An 18,961-nucleotide genomic window follows, 5' to 3' on the forward strand; every position below is an offset into this window, starting at 1 on the left:
GTCCGCCGCACTGCGTCCCAGCGCGGCGGACACGGCGGCAGCACGCGACGCCGTACGACAGGCCGCGGCCCGGCGGCCCGGACGCTCGCCGGAGCAGGTGGTCCAGGTGCAGATCGGGCGGCTCGAGGTGACGGCGTCGTCGCCCACGCCGGGCGGCGGCAGACGGCGCACGGAGCCGCCGGGCCGCCCGGAGGCGACCGTGAGCCTCGCCGAGTACCTGGCACGGGGGCGCACATGAGCCGGACCAACTGGAGCAGAGCGAGCAGAGGGACTGAGGAACCGACGTCATGAGCAACGCACTCGCCATCGCCCATGTCACCCAGGCCCTCTCCGTGCTGATCGCGTCACATCTGCGACCGGAGTTCGACGAGGCCGTCAAGATGGAACTGGGCAAACCACCGGCGGAGCCGCCGGCCGAGCCCACCATCTCGGTGTTCTGCTACCAGGTCACGCCCAACGTCTCGCAGCGCAACAACGACCTGCCGACCCGTGCCGCCGACGGCACCCTGCGCAAGCGACCGGCCGCCGCCCTCGACCTGCACTATCTGATCAGCGCGTACGGCGACGAGTCGGAGCTGGTCGGACAGCGGCTGATCGGCGCCGTGGTGCGCACCCTGCACGAGACACCGATCCTGCCGAAGGACGTCATCGAACGGGCCGGTGAGAAGCCCTACCTGGCGGGCAGCGACCTCGCCGAGGCGGCGCAGCGCGTGCGGTTCACACCGACGGTGATGGACATCGACGAGACCTCGAAGCTGTGGGGGATGCTCTACCAGACGCCGTACGCCCTCTCGGTGGTGTACCAGGCCGCACTCGTCTTCATCGAAGGCCAGGAGACGCCGGTGCCGACGAAGCCGGTGGAGCGGAGCGACGTACGGGTGCTGCCGTTCGGTGCGCCGGGTGCGCCGGTGCCGCCGGGGGCGAAGGAGACCGCGAAGGGGGAGGCCGCCGCGCCCCCCGAGGCAGCCACCGAAGCCCCGGTCAAGGCTCCCGCCAGGACAGCGGTCAAGGCGACCCAGAAGAGCGCCGAGAGGACCACGGCGAAGCCCCCGGCCAAGACGGCGACCGCCAAGACGGTTACCGCCAAGACCGCGGCCAAGACCGCGGCCAAGACCGTCACCAAGGCCCCGGCACGCTCACGCAAGCAGGCGCAGCCGAGCAGGCCCAAGACCGACAGCGAGCCCGCCACCCGCCCGGGCGGCGACGACCGTACGGAGAACTGAGACGCCATGGGGACGACGGGGGCAGGTGAGGACATGGGAACGTACGAGCCGGGCGACGGCGCGGACGCGCGGGGCACAGGCGTGACGCTGACCGCGGAGATCCACCGCGTCCTGGCCCGTGTCGACGCCCACGCGGCACGCACGGCCCCCGGGGACGACAGCGAACCCGGGGACCACAGCGACCCCGAGGCCCACAGCGACCCCGAGAAAACAGCGGGTCCGACGAGCCCCGACGGCGTGCCCGTGGTCGCCGGACCCGGAACCGCCCCGCTCGACGCCCTCGCCGCCTGCTTCGGTCTCACCCCCTTCGAACGCGACCTCGTCCTCCTCACCGCCGCCCAGGAACTGGAACCCACCACAGCGGCCCGCTGCGCCGCCGCCTGCGGTGACCGCGAGCGGGCGCACCCCACGTTCTCGCTCGCCCTGGCCGCGCTGGCCGAGCCGCACTGGAGCGCGCTCACTCCCGTGGCACCCCTGCGGCGCTGGCGGATCATCGAGCTGGACGACGAGTCACGCCTGACGACGTCCCGGCTCCGTCTCGACGAACGCATCCTGCACTTCCTGCTGGACTCGCCCTACCTGGACGTCCGGCTGCACGGCCAGCTGCGCCGCACCCCGGTGCCGGACGCGCTGCCGCCGTCGTACGACCTGGCCGCCAACCGGGTCGCCACCGGCTGGACGGCGTCCGCGAGCCCCGGCGCGCCGCTGCTGGTGCAGGTGACCGGCGGCGACCTGCGCAGCCGGGCCGACATCGCCGCCGCCGCTGCCGCCCGCTCCGGGCTCGGGCTCTACACGATGGGCGCCGAGGACGTCCCGACCGACCCCGTCGAACGCGACCGGCTCGCCCGGCTGTGGCAGCGCGAGGCGATCCTGCTGCCGGCCGCGCTGCTCGTCGAGGTGGGCGAGCTCGACCGCGACCAGCGGGCGGCGACCGAGGCGTTCCTGGCCGGCGCCGCCGTACCCTTGGTGGTGTCGAGCGAGGACCCACTGCGCTCGGAACGACCGCACGGCGCCCGCGTGGCCGTGCCGCGCCTGGACGACGAGGAGCAACTGGGCCTCTGGGCGGCCGCGTTCGAGGACGTCACCGACCTGGCCGACGCCGAACTCCGTTCCCTGGTCGCCCAGTTCCAGCTGCCGCCGCACGTCGTACGGTCCGCTGCCGCCTCCGTACGCCGCGACCTGCCCCACGAGGACGACCTCGACGCCGCCGGACTCGCCTGGCGCGCCGGTCTCGACGAGGCCCGGATCGGCATGGACGAGCTGGGCCGCCGCATCGAACCCCAGGCGGGCTGGCACGACCTGGTCCTGCACGACCGGCAGACGAGCGTGCTGCGCGAGATCGTGGCGCATGTGCGGCAGCGCCCGACGGTCCACCAGGAGTGGGGATTCGCCGGGACCCTGCGTCGCGGCCTCGGCGTCACCGCACTCTTCGCGGGAGGCTCCGGTACGGGCAAGACGCTGGCCGCCGAGGTCATGGCCAAGGAACTCGGGCTGGACCTGTTCATCGTCGACCTGTCCCAGGTGGTCAGCAAGTACATCGGTGAGACGGAGAAGAACCTCCGCAGGGTCTTCGACGCGGCCGAACGCGGCGGCGCACTGCTCCTGTTCGACGAGGCCGACGCCCTGTTCGGCAAGCGCAGTGAGGTCAAGGACAGCCACGACCGGTACGCCAACCTCGAAGTCAGCTATCTGCTGATGCGGATGGAGGCCTACCGCGGCCTCGCCATCCTCACCACCAACATGAAGAAGGCCCTGGACAACGCCTTCCTCCGCCGTATCCGCTTCGTCGTCGACTTCCCCTTCCCCGCCGAACACGAGCGCGCCGAGATCTGGCGCCGCGTACTGCCCCCGCAGGCGCCGGTGAAGGACATCGACCCGGAGCTCCTCGCCCAGCTCACCGTCGCGGGCGGATCGATCCGCAACATCGCCCTGTCGGGCGCCTTCCTCGCGGCCGAGGAGGGCGACCGGCTCCAGATGCGGCACATGCTCGCCGCGGCCCGTACGGAGTACCTGAAGCTGGAGCGGTCCCTGACACCGGCGGAGGTGCGGGGATGGGTGTGAACCAAGAGCCCTCGGCGATACGGGTGGAGGTCGGCGAGCTCGTGCTCGACGGGTTCCGTGTGGACCCGGAGCGGGTCTCAGCCGCATTCGAGCGCGAGCTGACCCGGCTGGTCGAGAAGCACGGTGTACCGCTGGCGGCAGACGGCCCCCTGACCCTGGACGGGCTGTCGGGCCTGCCTCCCCTGCCCGCCGGTCTGTCCGCGCGCCGCCTCGGCCAGGAACTGGCGCGCGCGGTGCACGAGGGCCTGAGCGGACACGGGGAGGTGACGCGATGACCTCCTCGACGCAAGCGGGCCGTTCCGAGCAGTCGGCCGAGCAGCGCCGCCGCAAGCGCAAGGAGCAGGCCGCCAAGTCCCGTACTCCGGAACCGAAGGACATCGTCAGCGGCGCCGGCCAGCCTCTCGACCCGGGAGTGCGGAGGGAGTTGGAGGAGCAGCTCGGGCACGACCTGAGCCGCGTACGCCTGCACACCGGCCGCGACGCCGGACAACTGACGGATCTGCTCGGCGCGGACGCGGTCGCGGTGGGACAGGACGTCTTCTTCCGCGAGGGCGCGTATCTGCCGGGCACGGACGAGGGGCGCCGCCTCCTCGCCCACGAACTGCTGCACACCGTCCAGAACCCGCACGGCCTCGGGGCCCTGCGGGCCGGTCGCGAACCGGGCGCGGTGAGCCTGCCGCAGCAGGCGATCGAGCGGGAGGCGGAGTCGGCCGCCCAGGACCTCGTACGTCCGGAGTCGGCCCGAACGGAGTCGGCCCGAGCGGAGGAGTCCGCCCCGGAGGTCGAGGAGGGGCAGGCCACGCCCGGCTGGCTGCGGTACGCCACCGTGGACGCCGACCGGAACCGCGCGGAGGCGATCGACCCCGCCACCCTCGTCGACCGGCTGACCAACTCGGTCGTCCGTTCCCTGCGCGGCGACCCGGAGGACCTCTCCCAGCGCACCCGCAAGCAACTCGCCCGCATGCCGGCCGAGTTGCTCGACAGCGTCCTGGCACGGCTCGAGAGTAGGTTGCTCGGTTCGGAGCACGACCGGGTGCTCGACTTCGTGGACGAGATCGAGGCGTACGACGACTACGCCGAGGACGGCCTGGAGCGCGACTCGCACGACGCCCCGCAGATCGAGCCGGACACCGCGGAGCAGGTGCGCACCGAGCGCGAGAACGAGCTGCGGGACGCGGAGGAGCGGAAGGCGGCGGACGAGCGGCCGCGGCTCGCGCCCGGGCCGGAGAAGGAGCGGGCCGCCGAGGAGGACGCGGCCGGGAGTACCCCACAGAACGGTGGTACGCCGGAGCAGGGGACGACTCCGCAGGGTGGGGGAGCGCCTCGGGGGCCGGAAGAGACAGGGGCCGGTGCCGGTGCCGGTGCCGGTGGTGGTGGTGGGCAGGAGGCGTCGACTGCGCCTGCGCCCGCGTCCCAGAAGGAGCGGTCCGCGGCATCCGGGGGGAAGTCGGAGGCCGGACAGCAGGGTGGCCAGCAGGTCGGCCAGCAGGGCGGCGACAAGAAGTCCCAGGATGCGGCGGGCAAGGACAAGGGCGGCCAGGGCAAGGGCGGCAAGGAAACCACCGAGCAGGAGGAGACGCCCGCCGCGAGCAAGGAGGAGTCGGCCGCGAAGAACCGGCCGGGCGCGGCCGAGGCGATGGTGGCGGGCCAGCGACTGAAGCAGCAGGACAAGCGGGGCCAGGAGAAGCCGAAGGGCGCACTGGCCACGTCAGGCAAGGACACCCAGCTCACCAGCAGGTCCGGCACGCTGGAGGGGAAGCGCAACCAGGACGTCGAGGACCTGGAGGAGGAGACCGAGGAGGACACGGCCGGTTCGGGCAGCGAGTCGGAGGTCGAGGCCGGCGGCGAGGAGCCGAGCGCCTGGGACATCAAGCTCCAGCCCGAGGACTTCCTGCCGAAGCAGGACCTCGACGTGTCCGGCCTTCCGACCGCGGACACGCTCGATCCGGCCACCGCTCCGGCGACTCCCTCCTTCCCGGCGCCACCGCCCACCAGGGCCGACGAGGTGCAGGCACGGCGGGACGCGGAGGACGCGGAGGACGCGGAGGACGAGGCGGCGGAGGCCGAGCCCGACGAGGAGGCGTCCGACGTCTCCGACGAGCCGGAGTCGGCGGCACCGGTGACCGAGGGCGGACCGGCCGGCGACGGCGGGTTCGGCGGTCTCGCTCTGGAGCAGGCCGCGGCGCCGGCCGTACCGAGCACGGCATCCAGGGACCCGAAGGCCGGTGACGACCCGAAGGTGGGTGCGGTCGCGGCGCAGACGACGGTGCAGGAGGCACCGGGCAAGGCGGACGGGAAGTCCGAGGGCGGCAGTGAGGCCAAGGAACCGGCCGCCAAGGAGGAGAAGGGCACGGCGGCAGGCGGCGACAAGGCCGCGGCGGCGCCGGAGAAGGAGTCGCAGCAGGCGACGGGCGGCCGGTCCGCGCAGACCGGCGCCGAGGGCAAAGACGGAGCGAAGGAGTCGGCGGGCGGCGCCGGTTCGGAGGCTTCCGGCTCCCAGGGCCCGGAGAGCGCGCAGACCGCGCAGGACACGGCCGGGTCCGCGGGAGGTACGGGCGGACCGGGAGCATCAGGCGGTTCTCCTGCCTCTGGAGCCTCTGGAGCCACAGGCGCCACGGGCTCATCGGATACGGCGACGTCGGGCGGCGGGACGCAGGGAAGCGCGCCCGAATCCCGTGCTCGTACGGAGACTCCGGCCGCGGCACCCAAGTCGGCGCCCGCCACACAGGAGTCGGCCCCCGCACCCGCACCGCAGGCCACCCCGAAGGCCGCTCCCGAGGCGAAGGGCGCACCGGAGACCGCGCCGGATACCGCGCCCGTCCCCAAGGCGGCTCCGTCCCGTGGTTCCTCGGGCGGAGGCGGCGGTCGTGGTGGCGGAGGCGGCGGTGGAGCCGCCCCGGCGCGCGGGAAGGGCAAGAAGGACTCCGGCCCGGCCCCGAACCTGTCGGGTGTCTCCCTGGAGGCCGGCCTGTCCACAGCCTCGAAGCTCAAGCCGCACAAGGCACTCCGGGCCATGGGCGGCGTGGGCGGCGCGGTGGACCGCACGGTCGGCGACGAACACAAGACGCTCGCCTCCGCCCCGCCCGCGATGCAGCGCCCGGCGGGCGCGCCGCAGACCCTGGAGGGCAAGCCGAGGACGGACGCCCCGGCCCAGTACGCGCAGGATCCGGCCCAGCAGGCGCGGGAGCCGGACAAGGAGGACGCCGAGGTCACCGGGGCGAAGCCGCCCGAGGGCCAGATCGAGGCGGAGAAGGCCGAGGAGCCGGGCGGCTGGGACACGTTCAAGATGGCCCTCGGCTTCATCGGCGGCAAGATCGTGAACGGGATCGCGAGCGCGTTCGGCGCCGACGAACCCGTGGTGGACGAGCAGGAGTTGGCCGCGAAGTTCGCCGGCCTGCCGACGAAGGACGAGGCGCTCAAGCAGGCCCAGGCGGGCAACGCGCCCGGCGTCGAGATGGAGGGTGGTGCCGAGCAGGCCTCCGGCGAACAGGGCGGCCACGTCGACGCCAAGGGCCAGGAGACCATCGGAACGGCCCAGGACGACGCCGGCCGGGGGATGGGCGAGGATCAGGTCTACCCCAGCGCTCCCAAGGAGCAGCTGACCGCGAAGGTGCCGGGCCAAGGCGGCGGTGGCGGCGAGGGCGTCGGGGCCGAGGGCGGGGGTGCGACCGGTGCCGTACCGCCGGAGGCGGCCTCCGAGGTCGCGGAGCACGAGCGCGGCCCGCAGTTCCAGGCGGCGTTCAGCGAGGGCCAGAAGGGTGTCTCCGAGAGCCGTCAGGCCAAGGACCGTGACTTCCGTGACTCGCAGGCGAAGCACAAGCAGCAGGTCGACGCGGAGATCGCGGCCAACACCGAGACGCAGGCGGGCGAGCGCGAGAAGGCGACGGCCGAGGTCAGCGCCCAGCGCGAGGACTGGCGTGCGGAGCAGGACAAGGAGCTCAAGAACCTCGGCGACAAGAAGACGGGCCGGCAGGAGAAGGTCCGCCAGGACGTCAAGGACGAGGAGAAGAAGACAGACGACAAGGTCAATGCCGAGAAGGACGGCAGCGATAGGAAGATCAAGGAAAAGGCCGACAGCGCGGAGAAGGAGGCGAACGGGAAGAAGGATGACGCCGCCCAGGAGTCGGGCAACTGGGTCACGAAGGCCTTCGAGTGGATCAAACAGAAGGTCATCGAGATCAAGAACGCGATCGTCACGGTCATCAAGGCCGCGCGCGACGCAGTTGTCACCTTCATCCAGGACTTCAAGAAGAACGTCGTGGGCTGGATCAACGCGGCCCGCAAAGCCATCGTCGACGCGATCAAGAACCTGATCACGGATCTGATCGAGTTCGCGAAGTCGATGGTGCGGGCGATCATCGACCTGGCCAAGCGCATCCGGAACTTGATCACGTCGCTGATCCAGGCGGCGATCGCCCTCGTCAACCGGCTCGCCACGATGCTGAAGCAGGCCATCAGTGATCTGCTGAACGCCATCGGAAGGCTCCTGAGCAGCATCCTCGAAATCCTGAAGAAAGCCCTCCTGGACGTCGTCAAGGCCATCGTGGCGGCGGTGAAGGCGGTCCTGGACTTCGCCGCCGGACTGCTGAACTCTCTCGGCGAATTCATGCTCATCGCGGTCGACTTCCTCTCCGACCCGGGCGGCTGGCTGAGCGGCGCCAAGAACTCCGCCGTGGACGGCGCGAAGAACCACCTCTTCCGCGAGGTGAAGGCGGCCGTCAAGGAATGGTTCCAGTCCAAGATCGAAGAAATCATCGGCATCCCCAAGGCTGTCATCAACAAACTGATCAAGGGCGGCATCACCCTCGAACAGATAGTCAAGGAGACCTGGGACGCCATCGTCCCCCAACTCCCCTTCATCATCGGCGAGATCGTCATCACGAAGGTCATCGCCAAACTGATCCCCGGCGCGGGCTGGGTGATGGCGGTCATCGACGCCATCCGCACGGCGATCGGCGCGCTGAGCGAGATCCTGCGCGCGATGGGCGCGGTCCTCGACTGGCTCAAGGCGGTCCGCAGCGGAGGCGCGGGCATCCTGTTCGCGAAGGCGGTCGCGGCGGGCATCGTGGCCCTGTTGGAACTGGCCTACGAGGCCCTGCTGTCAGGCATCGGCAAGTACGTCGCGAAGGTGGGCCGCCGCTTCAAGAACATCGCGGCAAAGCTGGGCCAGGGCAAGGGCGGCAAGGGCGACGGGAGGAAGCCCGCCGCCGACGGCTCCGACGACAGGGGCGGCAAGAGGGACAGGACCCCCGCCGACGGCAAGCCGGAGTCCACGGTGCCGACGGCACGCCCCACCACCGCCGCCCCGCAGCCGGGCAAGACCACGGGCCCCGGCGCGAAGCCGGTCGCGAAGCCCGGCCCCAAGGCGGACCCGAAGAAGCCCACCACGAAGACACCGGACAAGGACACGACTCCGGGCAAGCCCAAGGACACGACTCCGGGCAAGCCCAAGGACGACAGGACCGGCGACGGCAAGAGGCCCACGGACGCGGCGGACAGGCCGGGCCGGTCGGCGAAGGAGAAGCCGGGCGACAACCGGGACACGCGCCCGACCCCGGCCCCGAAGCCCAAGCCGAAGCCGGAACCGCAGCCGAAGCCCAAGACGGACACGGACGCGAAGCCCAAGCCGAAGGACAGCACGCCGGACAAGCCGAAGGACGACAAGGACGCCCCAGGCACCAAGCCGAAGGACGACAAGGACGTCCCCGGCACCAAGCCGAAGGACGACGACAAGGACGCGCCGGGCAGGCCGAAGGACGGCGACAAGGACGCTCCCGGCAAGCCCAAGGACCAGGACCCCACGAAGCCGAAGGACCCGAACAAGCCGAAGGACGACGGCAAGGGAACGCCAACCAAGCCGAAGGACAAGGACGGCAAGGACGGCGACAGCCCGCGCAGGCCCAGGCCGGACAGGGACGGCCCGCGCAGGCCGCGGCCCAAGGACGAGAAGAAGGGCCCCGGCAGGTCCAGGCCACGCCCCGACAAGCGCGGTCCGGGTCGGCCCAAGTCCAAGCCGGACAAGGACCGGACGAAGAAGGACGAGAATTCGAGGGACTCCAAGGACGATCGGCTGCGCGAGATCGTGGCGCGTATCCGGCCCAGGCTGTTCAAGGCGATGCAACCCGGTATTCCACGCTCGCCGTTCCTCGGCCTGCTGCGGTCGATGAAGCTCCACTACCGACTCACCGGACTCACGCCCGTAGGCGGAGATCCGTTCACCGTCGTGGCATCCCTGAACCCGTCACGCCCCGTGCTGGGCGGAGACTATTCGGAGCCCCGGTCCGAGCCGTCGGCCTACCCCAATCCGCCTGGGGCGCCGGGAGCGATCGACGACATGCCGAAGCCGAAACTGCCCGATTTCCACGGCGGCAGGGCCAACACGATCAGCGCCGAGTTCCTCAGCGCGCGGCGCGCCACGAAGGGCAGCAAGCCCCACAGCAGTCCGCCCGGCTGGGACTACATCACGGATCCCTCGCGCAAGCTCCAGCAGGGCGGAGCCTGGGTCAGGGCGCACCTCCTCCCGGAGCGCCTCGGTGGCAAGGGAACCGAGAACAACCTCGTGCCGGCCCGCCGCGCGGTGAACAAGGACCTCGAACTCGGCATCGAGGAGCCGGCGTGGAAAGCCTTCGGGAACAAGTTCAAGGCACCCATCTGGTACGAGTCCAGGGTGAAGTTCGGCAACTCCGGGGCCGTCGCGGACATCCCGACATACATACGTTCCACCTTCGGCCAGTACAACAAGATCAAGGGAACTGGTACGAAGCGAAGTGACTGGCAGCGGAAGGGCGCCACGAAATCCCTCGGCCTCGATCTCGAGCCACCGCAGCTCGACGAGAAGAGGAAGCTCTGGATCAACACCTACGGGGCCACGCAGATCAGAAAGTGGCTCAAGGTCCCCATGTCGGTGGGAGAGCACATTGTGGATGAGCGCTCCAAGCAGTCCGGAGGACAGTTCATCAACCTGCGAGATTTCGTGACGGCGATGCGTGCACGGCGGGACGGTAGCGGGCCGGGGACGCTACTCAAACTGGAGGACGCGATCACCCAGCTGAGAACGCTGCAGACCGCGGGCAAGGTCGGCTGGGACCCGCTGCACAAGGAAAAGTGAGGATTGCATGTTTCCGTATGACCGTCGTTTGTCCCAGGCCCTCCGTGAGGTGCGCGAATCGCCGTTCTTCGAGGTCATGTACGAGGAAGTAGGTCCGGGTGGTCCGGAGAAGGATCCGACGGGGATCTTCGAGTTGATGGCTGAGGAAGGATTTCCCCTCTCCGAAAGACTCAAGGAAGCGTACTTCCCCTACCGGTACAAGGCCCTGCACTGGCGTGCCGCGGATCACGATGTGCCGCTCTTTGGCGAGTTCAACGTCATGAACATCGACTCCAGCAGCGAAGTCAGGCTTCCGGTAAAGGACTTCGCCTGGGAAAAGAGCGACGAGAAGCTGCTCTCGGAACTCTCCATCCTCGACGACATCTCACGGGGCGGAGGCGGACAACTGGCCACCATGAGGTTCCTGCCGGGCGTCTCGAGCCCGGAGATCTGGTTCCTCGACAGGTTCCACACCTTCGTCAGACTCGACCTGGACTACCGCGACTACCTCGACAACCTCGTCATCACGAAGGGCGTGACCGGCTGGCAGTACCTCTTCGCCGACGTGCCGCTGGGCGCCAGAGAGTACGACTCCACCCTGGAAAGCCTGAGGGCGATGCTTCAGGTCCTCCCTGACCACTTCCCGGACTACGACTACGAGCCTTTGGCCGCCCGGTTGGAGGCCCGCCTGTGACCCGCTACGCCGACATCCCCAAACCCATCCGCTCCGGCATCGTCGTCGTCAACCCCGACACCGGCACCCCCCAGCGGATCATCGTGCTCCAGTTCAACCCGGACACGCTCGAACGCAGTGTGAGCCCGCAGTCCGCCGGAGACAGCAGTGATGCCGGAGCCGGAGGCGCCGGGAGTGGGGACAAGAACGAAGCCCTGCGGCTGAAGGGGCCGGCCCAGGAGACCTGGAAGTTCACTGCCGAGATCGATGCCACCGATCAGTTCGAGATCGCGGCGCCCGACGGGATCCACCCGCAGCTCGCCACGCTCGAAATGCTCGTGCAGCCCACCACCGCTCAACTCCGCGCGGCGATGCGGCTGTCGCAGAAGGGGAGCATCGAGATCAGCCCGATCGAGATGCCGCTCACTCTCTTCACCTGGGGGAGCAAGCGCGTGATGCCCGTGCGGCTGACCGAGCTGTCCGTCAACGAGTCCGCCTTCGACGTGAATCTCAATCCGATCCGGGCCTCCCTCAGCATCGGGATGAAGATCCTCACCGTCAGCGACCTGCCCGCCGGGCACCGCGGTGCCGATCTGTACATGGCGCACCTCGCGCAGAAGGAGCGGCTCGCGGCGGCCGCACGGGGCGGGAGCCTGGGCGCCCTCGGACTGAGTGGAATCGGCGCCGGAACAACCGGCATACCGAGCGGAAGGGGCTGAGCACACCATCATGGCCGACATCGAGCCCTACGAGAGCGCCCTGGATGCCATACCGGGTGCCCATCCGTATCCCCGCACCAGCCGGTACCACGATGCCGAGATCGGGGTGCATCGTCAGGCCGACGGGACCGAAGTGCGGTACACCAAGCGGCGGTTGCTGCCCCCGCTCGACCACACCGACGACACCACCCAGCCCCACACCGTCGGCGCCGGCGAGCGCCCCGACCTTCTCGCCCAGCGCTACTTCGGTGACCCCGGACAGTGGTGGCAGATCGCCGACGCCAACCCCGTGCTCGACCCGAACGAGCTGACGGACGACGCCGGACGTGTCATCGACATCCCGCTCGCCGGCGGCTTCCCCGGCAGCCGAGGAGACCGGCGTGTTTGATCTGCCCGTGGGGCAGGGCCCCGTTCACATCACGCTCCTCATGGGGCCCAAGCTCGCGCGGCCCGTCCCCGCCGAGGTCACCGAGGCGTTGCTCTCCGCGCAGATCACCGCCACCGCCGGCGAGCGCAGTGGTTTCCAGCTCGCCTTCGACCTCACCAAGAACGGGATCATCAGTCGACGGCTCCTGCCCGAAGGGTTCTTCGATCCCAAGACCCGGCTCATCGTCACCGTCAATGTGAAGGGCACGCCCGACGTGCTCTTCGACGGGCTGATCGTGCGTCACGAGGTCGGGGCCAGTAATCAGCCCGGTCACTCCACCCTCACCGTCACCGGCGAAGACCTCACCCTCCTCCTCGACCTGGAGGAGCGCACAGCGCCGTACCCCAACCTGCCGCCCTCCGAGCGCGTGCTCGCGATCCTCCGCCGCTACTCCGACTACGGCATCCGGCCTGACGTCTACCAGGAGAAGATCGCCCAGCCGCCCCACCAGAACCTGCGTGTGCACTACCAGACCAGCACCGACCTGCAGTACGTCACCGAGCTCGCCCGGGCCAACGGCTACACCTTCTATCTGGAGCCCGGGCCCACCGCCGGTCAGTCGTCCGCCCGTTGGGGACCGGAGGTCCGCCTCGGCGTCCGACAGCACGCCCTCAACGTCAACATGGATGCCAACTCCACGGTCGACCAGCTGACGTTCGCGTACGACGGGACCGCTCGTGAGGAGCCCCAGGCTCGCTGGCAGAACCCGGAGACACGGCAGTCCATCCTCCTGCCTCAGCCGCCCATCAGTCCGCTGCGCCCGCCTCTCGGCAAGCGGCCCACTCCCGCCCTCAAGCGCAAGACCCTCTCCGGCACCGCCAAGCAGCAGCGCCAGGAGGCCGAGGCCGAACTCCTCGCCCGTGCCGCCGTGTCCGCCGACGTCGTCTCCGGGTCCGGGTCCCTGGACGTCAACCGGCACGGGTACATCCTCCAGCCCCGCCAGCTCGTCGGCGTACGCGGCTCCGGACGCGCGTACGACGGCGACTACTACGTCAAGTCCGTGACGCACAACCTGCGTCCGGGCTCGTACCAGCAGAACTTCACCCTCTCCCGAGAGGGCCTCGAAGCCCGCAGCGACTACGTCCGGCCGTAACTGCAACACTTTCGCCATTTTTGACGCACTTACCAGGAGCACCCCACCATGGCGGCACCCAGCAATCGCTACCTCGGCAAGTTCCGCGGCCGGGTCGTCAGCAACAACGACCCCTTGCGCATCGGCCGCGTCACCGTCGAGGTCCCGGACGTCCTCGGCAACGAGCCGTCGACGTGGGCGCTGCCCTGCCTGCCGTTCACCGGGCCGCAATCGGGGCAGTTCGTGGTGCCGCCGCCCGGCGCGGGTGTGTGGGTGGAGTTCGAGCAAGGGGATCCCAGCTTCCCGGTGTGGACCGGGTGCTGGTACGGAACGGCTGAAGAACTGCCGCCGGACGCGCAGAACGCACTGCCCGCCAACTCGCCGAACAAGCCCGTCGTCGTGCAGACGCCGGGTGCGCACAAGATCGTGATGAACGACGCGGCCGGGACCGACGAGGGAATCCTGCTCCAGGCCAAGAACGGGGCGTACATCCGGATCACCGAAGGGGCGATCGTCATCGCCTCCGGCAGGGCCCGGATCACACTCCAGAACGACCAGGTCATCGTCAATGAGGGCCAGTTGACCGTGGAACCGAAGCGCTAGAAACGGGGGATCGAGGAACGTGTCCGGGACATCCGGGGCATCCGGGAAACTGCTGGCCGCCGACACCGTGATCAGCTGCCCGCACGGGGGGCGCGCCACAGCGGCGCACACGCCGTCCCCGGCGGTGCTGATCGGCGGCCGGGCGGCAGCCACCGCCGCTCACACCTACACCGTCGCCGGCTGCACCCACACCGTGAACGGTGTGCCGCAGCCGTGCCTGTCCGTACGGTTCACCGCCTCCACGAGCGGTGTCACCGTCGCGGGCGCCCCCGTGCTGCTCGACACCTCCGCGGCCCAGTGCTTCAGCGCGGCCCTGGTCGCACAGGGACCACCCGTCGTCAACGCCGCGCAGCAGGAGGTGTCCACACGATGACGAAGCCGGTCACCCGCACCGACATCGCGTTCCCCTTCCGCGCCGACCGCCGGGGACGCACCGCGCACGCCGGCCACGGCGAGCACGTCCACGACCTCGTCGAACAGTTGCTGTTCACCAGCCCCGGCGAGCGCGTCATGCGCCCCGACTTCGGCTGCGGGCTCCTCGACCTCGTCTTCGCCCCGAACAGCCCCGAGCTGATCAGCACCCTCGAACTGTCCGTGCAGGCATCCCTCCAGCGCTGGCTCGGCGACCTCATCGACGTGGAGGCCCTCGACGTGGTCAGCGAGGACCATGTCGTCCGCGTGTACCTCAGTTACGTCGTACGCGCCACCGGGGCCCGGCGCGACGACGTCTTCGAAGGGAGGGCCGCCGCATGACCACCGGTACGACCACCTCCCGGCGGGCCAAGGTCAGGGCCGCCCAGCTCAACGGCGTCGACGCCGTCGAGGTCAGCGACGACGGACTGCTGCTCACCGTCACGTTCCTCGGCAAGGCCCCGCACGGCCTGTGCCCCGAGAACGTCCGCGTCGACGGCGGCCGCCGTATCACCGGCATCACCGCCCTCGACGTCAGCGTGGAGCGCGAGGAGGACCCCGAGCTCGACGACCGGCTCTACGTCACCCTCGACCGGGCAGGCGACACCTCCCGCTACCGGCTCTCCCTCGTGGAGGCCGACCCGTACGGACGCCCGGGCACCGAACCCTTCCGCGGCTTCGACCAGCGCTACCACAGCGCCGGCTTCTCCTTCCGGCCCGACTGCCCGACGCCGTTCGACTGCGAGGACCAGCCCTCCGAGGAAACGGCCTTCCCCGACGCGCCCGTCATCGACTACACGGCCCGCGACTACGAGACCATCCGCAAGCTGCTCCTCGACCGGCTCGCGCTCACCACACCCGACTGGATGGAGCGCAACCCCGCCGACCTGGGCATGACACTCGTCGAGCTGCTCGCCTACACCGGCGACCAGATCAGCTACCAGCAGGACGCGGTGGCCACGGAGGCCTACCTCGACACCGCGCGCCGACGGGTCTCCGTACGGCGTCACGTCCGCCTCATCGACTACGCGATGCACGACGGCTGCACGGCCCGCGCGTACGTCACCGTCGAGACGGCCGGAGACCGGACCCTCGCACCGGGCACGTACCGCTTCGCCTCCGTGGACGTCCGTACCCTCGACCCGCACGACCGACCCGAGCCCGGCACGGTCATCGGCGACCACGACCTCGCCGACCTCGACGAACGCGGCTCGGTGGAGGTCTTCGAACCGGTCGCCCCCACCGATCCGCTTGAGCTGCGCACCGCACACAACGCGATCCGCCTGTGGACCTGGGGCGGCGAAATCTGCACCCTCCCGAAGGGCGCCACCTCCGCCACCCTGCGCGACGAGTGGGCCGACCCGGAGACCTGCCGCGACCGCCGACTCGCCCTCAGGCCCGGCGACCTGCTCGTCCTGGAGGAGGTCAGGGGCCCGCGCACCGGCACCCGCGGCGACGCCGACCCGGCCCACCGCCAGGCCGTACGCGTCACCTCGGTCACCCCGGGCATCGACCACATCGAGGACCAGCCGGTCCTGGAGGTCACCTGGGCGGGCGAGGACGCCCTCCGCTTCCCGTTCTGCCTCACCACCCGGGGCGGACGCGACTGCCTGCCCGTCCAGGACGTGAGCCTGGCCCGCGGCAACGTCGTCCTCGTCGACCACGGCCGCACCCTCACGGGCGAGCTCCCCGAGACCGTCACCGTGCCACCCGTACCCGCCGTCGTCTCCCCTTGCGACCCTCCGGCCTTCGGCTGCCACGACCCGGAGGAGGGCAACGCTCCCGCGCGGCTCATCAACTCCCTCACGGACCAGGCGGAGAACGGACAGGCACTCACCCCCGACGACGTCCGCGAACTGTTCGACGTCGTGGGCGAGCCGGTCACCACCCGCGCCGGAATCGGCCTGGAGCGGGCCGGGCAGCGGCACGAACGCGTCGTGCCCGGCACCGCGTACGCCCAGGCCACCGCCCTGCGCACACTGCTCGCCCAGTCCGTCTACCCGGGCATCCAGCCCCGCTTCCGGCCCGTCCTCGGCCGGGTGCCGGTCGCGCAGGCGGTGCCGTTCCCCGACCCGGGGACGGTCTCCGCAGGACAGGCCGAGCGGATCGCGGCCATCCCGGGGCGGGTACGGCAGCGGCTCGTCGACCTGTGGCGCAGCGCCCGTGACCGCGACGGACTCGGTGACGCCGAGATCGCCGAACTCACGGTCGTCTACGGCCTGAAGACCCTCGAACGCCTCGAACTCCGCCGCCACCCCGTCCGTGCCCTGCGGGAACTCCTGCACCGCACCGACGAGTTGCTCGACACCAAGCTGCGCCGCGTCGAGATCCTCACGGCACGGGCCCGCGCGGGCACGGTCCTCGACCCGCACATCGCCTGGGAGATCGCCCACAGCTGGGGTCCGGCGTACGCGGCCGGGCTGCACCCCGATGAGCCCGTGCTCCGCGGCTCCGCGACCTCCGCGCTCACCCAGGACCCGCGCCGCGCCCTGCCCGCCGTACGGCTCCACGAGGGTGCCGCCGACGGCGAGGAAGCCGTGTGGGAGCCCCGCCGTGACCTGCTCGACAGCGGCTCGCGCGACCGGCACTTCGTCGGCGAACTGGAGGACGACGGCCGTCTCGCCCTGCGCTTCGGCGACGGCCGGCACGGGACGAAACCGACGCCGGGCGCCCGGCTGGCCCTGCGCTACCGGCTCGGCGGCGGCATCGCGGGCAACGTCGGGGCGGAGGCCATCAACCACCTGGTGATACAGGCCGGAGAGGACGGAGGCGACGGCGAGGCACCCGTCGCCGTCGTCCGCAACCCACTGCCCGCGACCGGTGGCACGGAGCCCGAACCCGTCGAGCAGGTACGCCAGTTGGCCCCGCTCGACCTGCGCCGCACCCGCCTGCGCGCCGTCACCGCCGACGACTACGCGGCCCTCGCCGCCCAACTACCGGGCATCCAGCGCGCCGCCGCCGAGATCCGCTGGACCGGCAGCGTCCAGGAGGCCCACATCGCGATCGACGCCCACGGCACCGGCAGCCCGACGGGCGAGTTGCTCGCCGCCGTCGAACAGGCCCTGGAGGCGTACCGGCGCATCGGCCACGACCTCGTCGTGGGACCGGCCCAGCTGGTGCCGCTCGACATCGCGCTGACCGTGTGCGCCGAGCCCGGCCACCAGCACGGGCAGATCCTGGCCGAGCTGTACCGCGTACTCGGCAACGGCAGGCTGCCGGACGGGCGGCTCGGCTTCTTCCACCCGGACGCGCTGACCTTCGGCGAACCCGTCCGGCTCAGCCGTCTGGTGGCCGTCGCCGCGGCCGTGCCGGGCGTGGAGAGCGTGCAAGTGACCCGGCTGCGGCGGCTGTTCGAGCAGGACCGCGGAGAGAGGGAGGACGGCGTGCTGCGGCTCGGCCCGCTGGAGATCGCCACGTGCGACAACGACCCGGACCGGCCGGAGAACGGCCGGCTGGCGATATCCCTGGGAGGTGCCCGATGACCGCGACCGATTCCCCGATGGACGAGTGCGGCTGCGGCGGCGCCTGCCGCGGCGGCCACGACGAGCGCCTCGCACCCGCCCCGCTCCACAACCCGCCCGGACGCACCGCTCTCGACTACCGCGTCGGCGAGTACGGCTCCTTCCTGGCCGCCCTCCTCGACCGGCTCGCCTCACCCGCGTACCCGGCTCTGAACAGGCTCACGGTCCGCACGCCCGACGACCCGGCGATCGGCCTCCTCGACGCCACCGCCGTCCTCGGTGACCTGCTCACCTTCCACTCCGAGCGGATCGCCGACGAGGCATACATCCGCACCGCCAACGAACACCGCTCGCTGGTGCTGCTCGGCCGTCTCGTCGGCCACCGGCCGCGCCCCGGCGTGGCCGCCGCCACTCACCTCGCCTACACCCTCGAACGCGATCAGCGTGCCGAGACCCTGCCCGTGGTCATCCCGCGCGGGGCACGCAGCCACAGCGTGCCCGCCTCCGCCGACGAGGAGTCCCAGACCTTCGAGACCGGCCGTGACCTCACGGCCCGCTGGGACTGGAACGAGCTGAAGGTCCGCCGCAGGCGCCCCTCCCTCGTCACCCCTCAGGACCTGGAGCGCCGCTCCGAACTCTTCGTCGAGGGAACCGCCAACTCCCTCCAGACCGGCGACCAACTGCTCTTCGTCTTCGGTGAACAGGCGGGCGGCGAGCGGAAGTTGCTGCCTGTGGCGACGACGCGGGTCGACCGGGAGGACGAGATCACGGCGATCTCCCTGCCGAAGTCGGCCCCAGCGACGCTGAAGGAGCTCGTCGACGAGGTACGGCGCTGGACCGCCGATCCCGCCGTGCCGGGCGAGCCCGGCGAGGAGCCGCCCACCCCTGAGGTCCCCAATCCACGCCCGGTCAGCAAGCTGATCGAGGACTTCGAGGACCAGGTCCTCGCCCCGCTGCGCGCGGACCTGGACGCCATCACGTCGCCCGAGCGGCTCGCGGCCCGCCTCGCCGAGCCCGTCGCCCGCCTCGGCGAGGCCCAGGTGCTGGCCACGCCGTACGAGGACGTGGCGGCGTGGTTCGAGCAGTTGGAGGCCGTGCTCGCGGAACTCGCCGAGCGCGCCCTGGAGCTGGCACCCGCGCAGCCCGAGGAGCCGACCGAACCCACAGAGCCTTCTGGCACCCGGACGGCGACGAAGGCCGCCCTCGCCCCCCGCACGGCCGCCC

Annotated in this window: 12 protein-coding genes and 2 pseudogenes; all 14 read left to right on the forward strand. The window is 70.9% G+C overall.

The features are described from left to right. A pseudogene (locus FNH08_RS21325) lies at window positions 1-238 on the forward strand (hypothetical protein); the annotation flags it as partial. A gap of 49 nt (window positions 239-287) precedes the next feature. After that, window positions 288-1,223, forward strand: a complete 936-nt coding sequence (locus FNH08_RS21330; protein WP_152773094.1) for a DUF4255 domain-containing protein — start codon at window positions 288-290, stop codon at window positions 1,221-1,223. A gap of 33 nt (window positions 1,224-1,256) precedes the next feature. Then, window positions 1,257-3,284 carry an ATP-binding protein gene (locus FNH08_RS21335; RefSeq protein WP_152773095.1) on the forward strand — a complete coding sequence of 676 codons (2,028 nt, stop codon included), beginning with the start codon at window positions 1,257-1,259 and terminating at the stop codon, window positions 3,282-3,284. After that, window positions 3,275-3,559: a hypothetical protein gene (locus FNH08_RS21340; protein ID WP_152773096.1), complete on the forward strand. Its 285-nt coding sequence runs from the start codon at window positions 3,275-3,277 to the stop codon at window positions 3,557-3,559. The genes FNH08_RS21335 and FNH08_RS21340 overlap by 10 nt, the downstream gene beginning before the upstream one ends. Further along, window positions 3,556-10,392: an eCIS core domain-containing protein gene (locus FNH08_RS21345; RefSeq protein ID WP_152773097.1), complete on the forward strand. Its 6,837-nt coding sequence runs from the start codon at window positions 3,556-3,558 to the stop codon at window positions 10,390-10,392. The genes FNH08_RS21340 and FNH08_RS21345 overlap by 4 nt, the downstream gene beginning before the upstream one ends. Window positions 10,393-10,420: 28 nt before the next feature. Beyond that, window positions 10,421-11,065, forward strand: coding sequence for a hypothetical protein (locus FNH08_RS21350; protein ID WP_152773098.1), 645 nt, complete (start codon window positions 10,421-10,423; stop codon window positions 11,063-11,065). Further along, entirely contained in the window at window positions 11,062-11,763 is a 702-nt protein-coding gene (locus FNH08_RS21355) for a hypothetical protein (protein ID WP_322725015.1), read from the forward strand. The genes FNH08_RS21350 and FNH08_RS21355 overlap by 4 nt, the downstream gene beginning before the upstream one ends. A 10-nt stretch (window positions 11,764-11,773) precedes the next feature. Next, window positions 11,774-12,151, forward strand: coding sequence for a hypothetical protein (locus tag FNH08_RS21360; RefSeq protein ID WP_152773099.1), 378 nt, complete (start codon window positions 11,774-11,776; stop codon window positions 12,149-12,151). Next, window positions 12,144-13,283 (forward strand): hypothetical protein, encoded by a 1,140-nt coding sequence (locus tag FNH08_RS21365; RefSeq protein WP_322725017.1) that lies wholly within the window; start codon window positions 12,144-12,146, stop codon window positions 13,281-13,283. Before FNH08_RS21360 ends, FNH08_RS21365 begins: the two co-directional genes overlap by 8 nt. Window positions 13,284-13,331: 48 nt before the next feature. Next, the gene (locus tag FNH08_RS21370) at window positions 13,332-13,865 is read left to right on the forward strand and encodes a phage baseplate assembly protein V (RefSeq protein WP_152773100.1); all 534 of its coding nucleotides are present in this window, start codon (window positions 13,332-13,334) and stop codon (window positions 13,863-13,865) included. A gap of 19 nt (window positions 13,866-13,884) precedes the next feature. Continuing rightward, window positions 13,885-14,238 carry a hypothetical protein gene (locus tag FNH08_RS21375; RefSeq protein WP_322725018.1) on the forward strand — a complete coding sequence of 118 codons (354 nt, stop codon included), beginning with the start codon at window positions 13,885-13,887 and terminating at the stop codon, window positions 14,236-14,238. Continuing rightward, on the forward strand, window positions 14,235-14,618 hold the full coding sequence (locus tag FNH08_RS21380) for a GPW/gp25 family protein (RefSeq protein WP_152773101.1): 384 nt from the start codon (window positions 14,235-14,237) through the stop codon (window positions 14,616-14,618). The genes FNH08_RS21375 and FNH08_RS21380 overlap by 4 nt, the downstream gene beginning before the upstream one ends. Further along, window positions 14,615-17,758, forward strand: coding sequence for a putative baseplate assembly protein (locus tag FNH08_RS21385; RefSeq protein WP_152773102.1), 3,144 nt, complete (start codon window positions 14,615-14,617; stop codon window positions 17,756-17,758). The genes FNH08_RS21380 and FNH08_RS21385 overlap by 4 nt, the downstream gene beginning before the upstream one ends. Further along, window positions 17,755-18,961, forward strand: a pseudogene (locus FNH08_RS21390) (putative baseplate assembly protein); the annotation flags it as partial. The gene FNH08_RS21385 and the pseudogene FNH08_RS21390, both read left to right, overlap by 4 nt.

This window comes from Streptomyces spongiae (assembly GCF_009377185.1).
Taxonomy (GTDB): domain Bacteria; phylum Actinomycetota; class Actinomycetes; order Streptomycetales; family Streptomycetaceae; genus Streptomyces; species Streptomyces spongiae.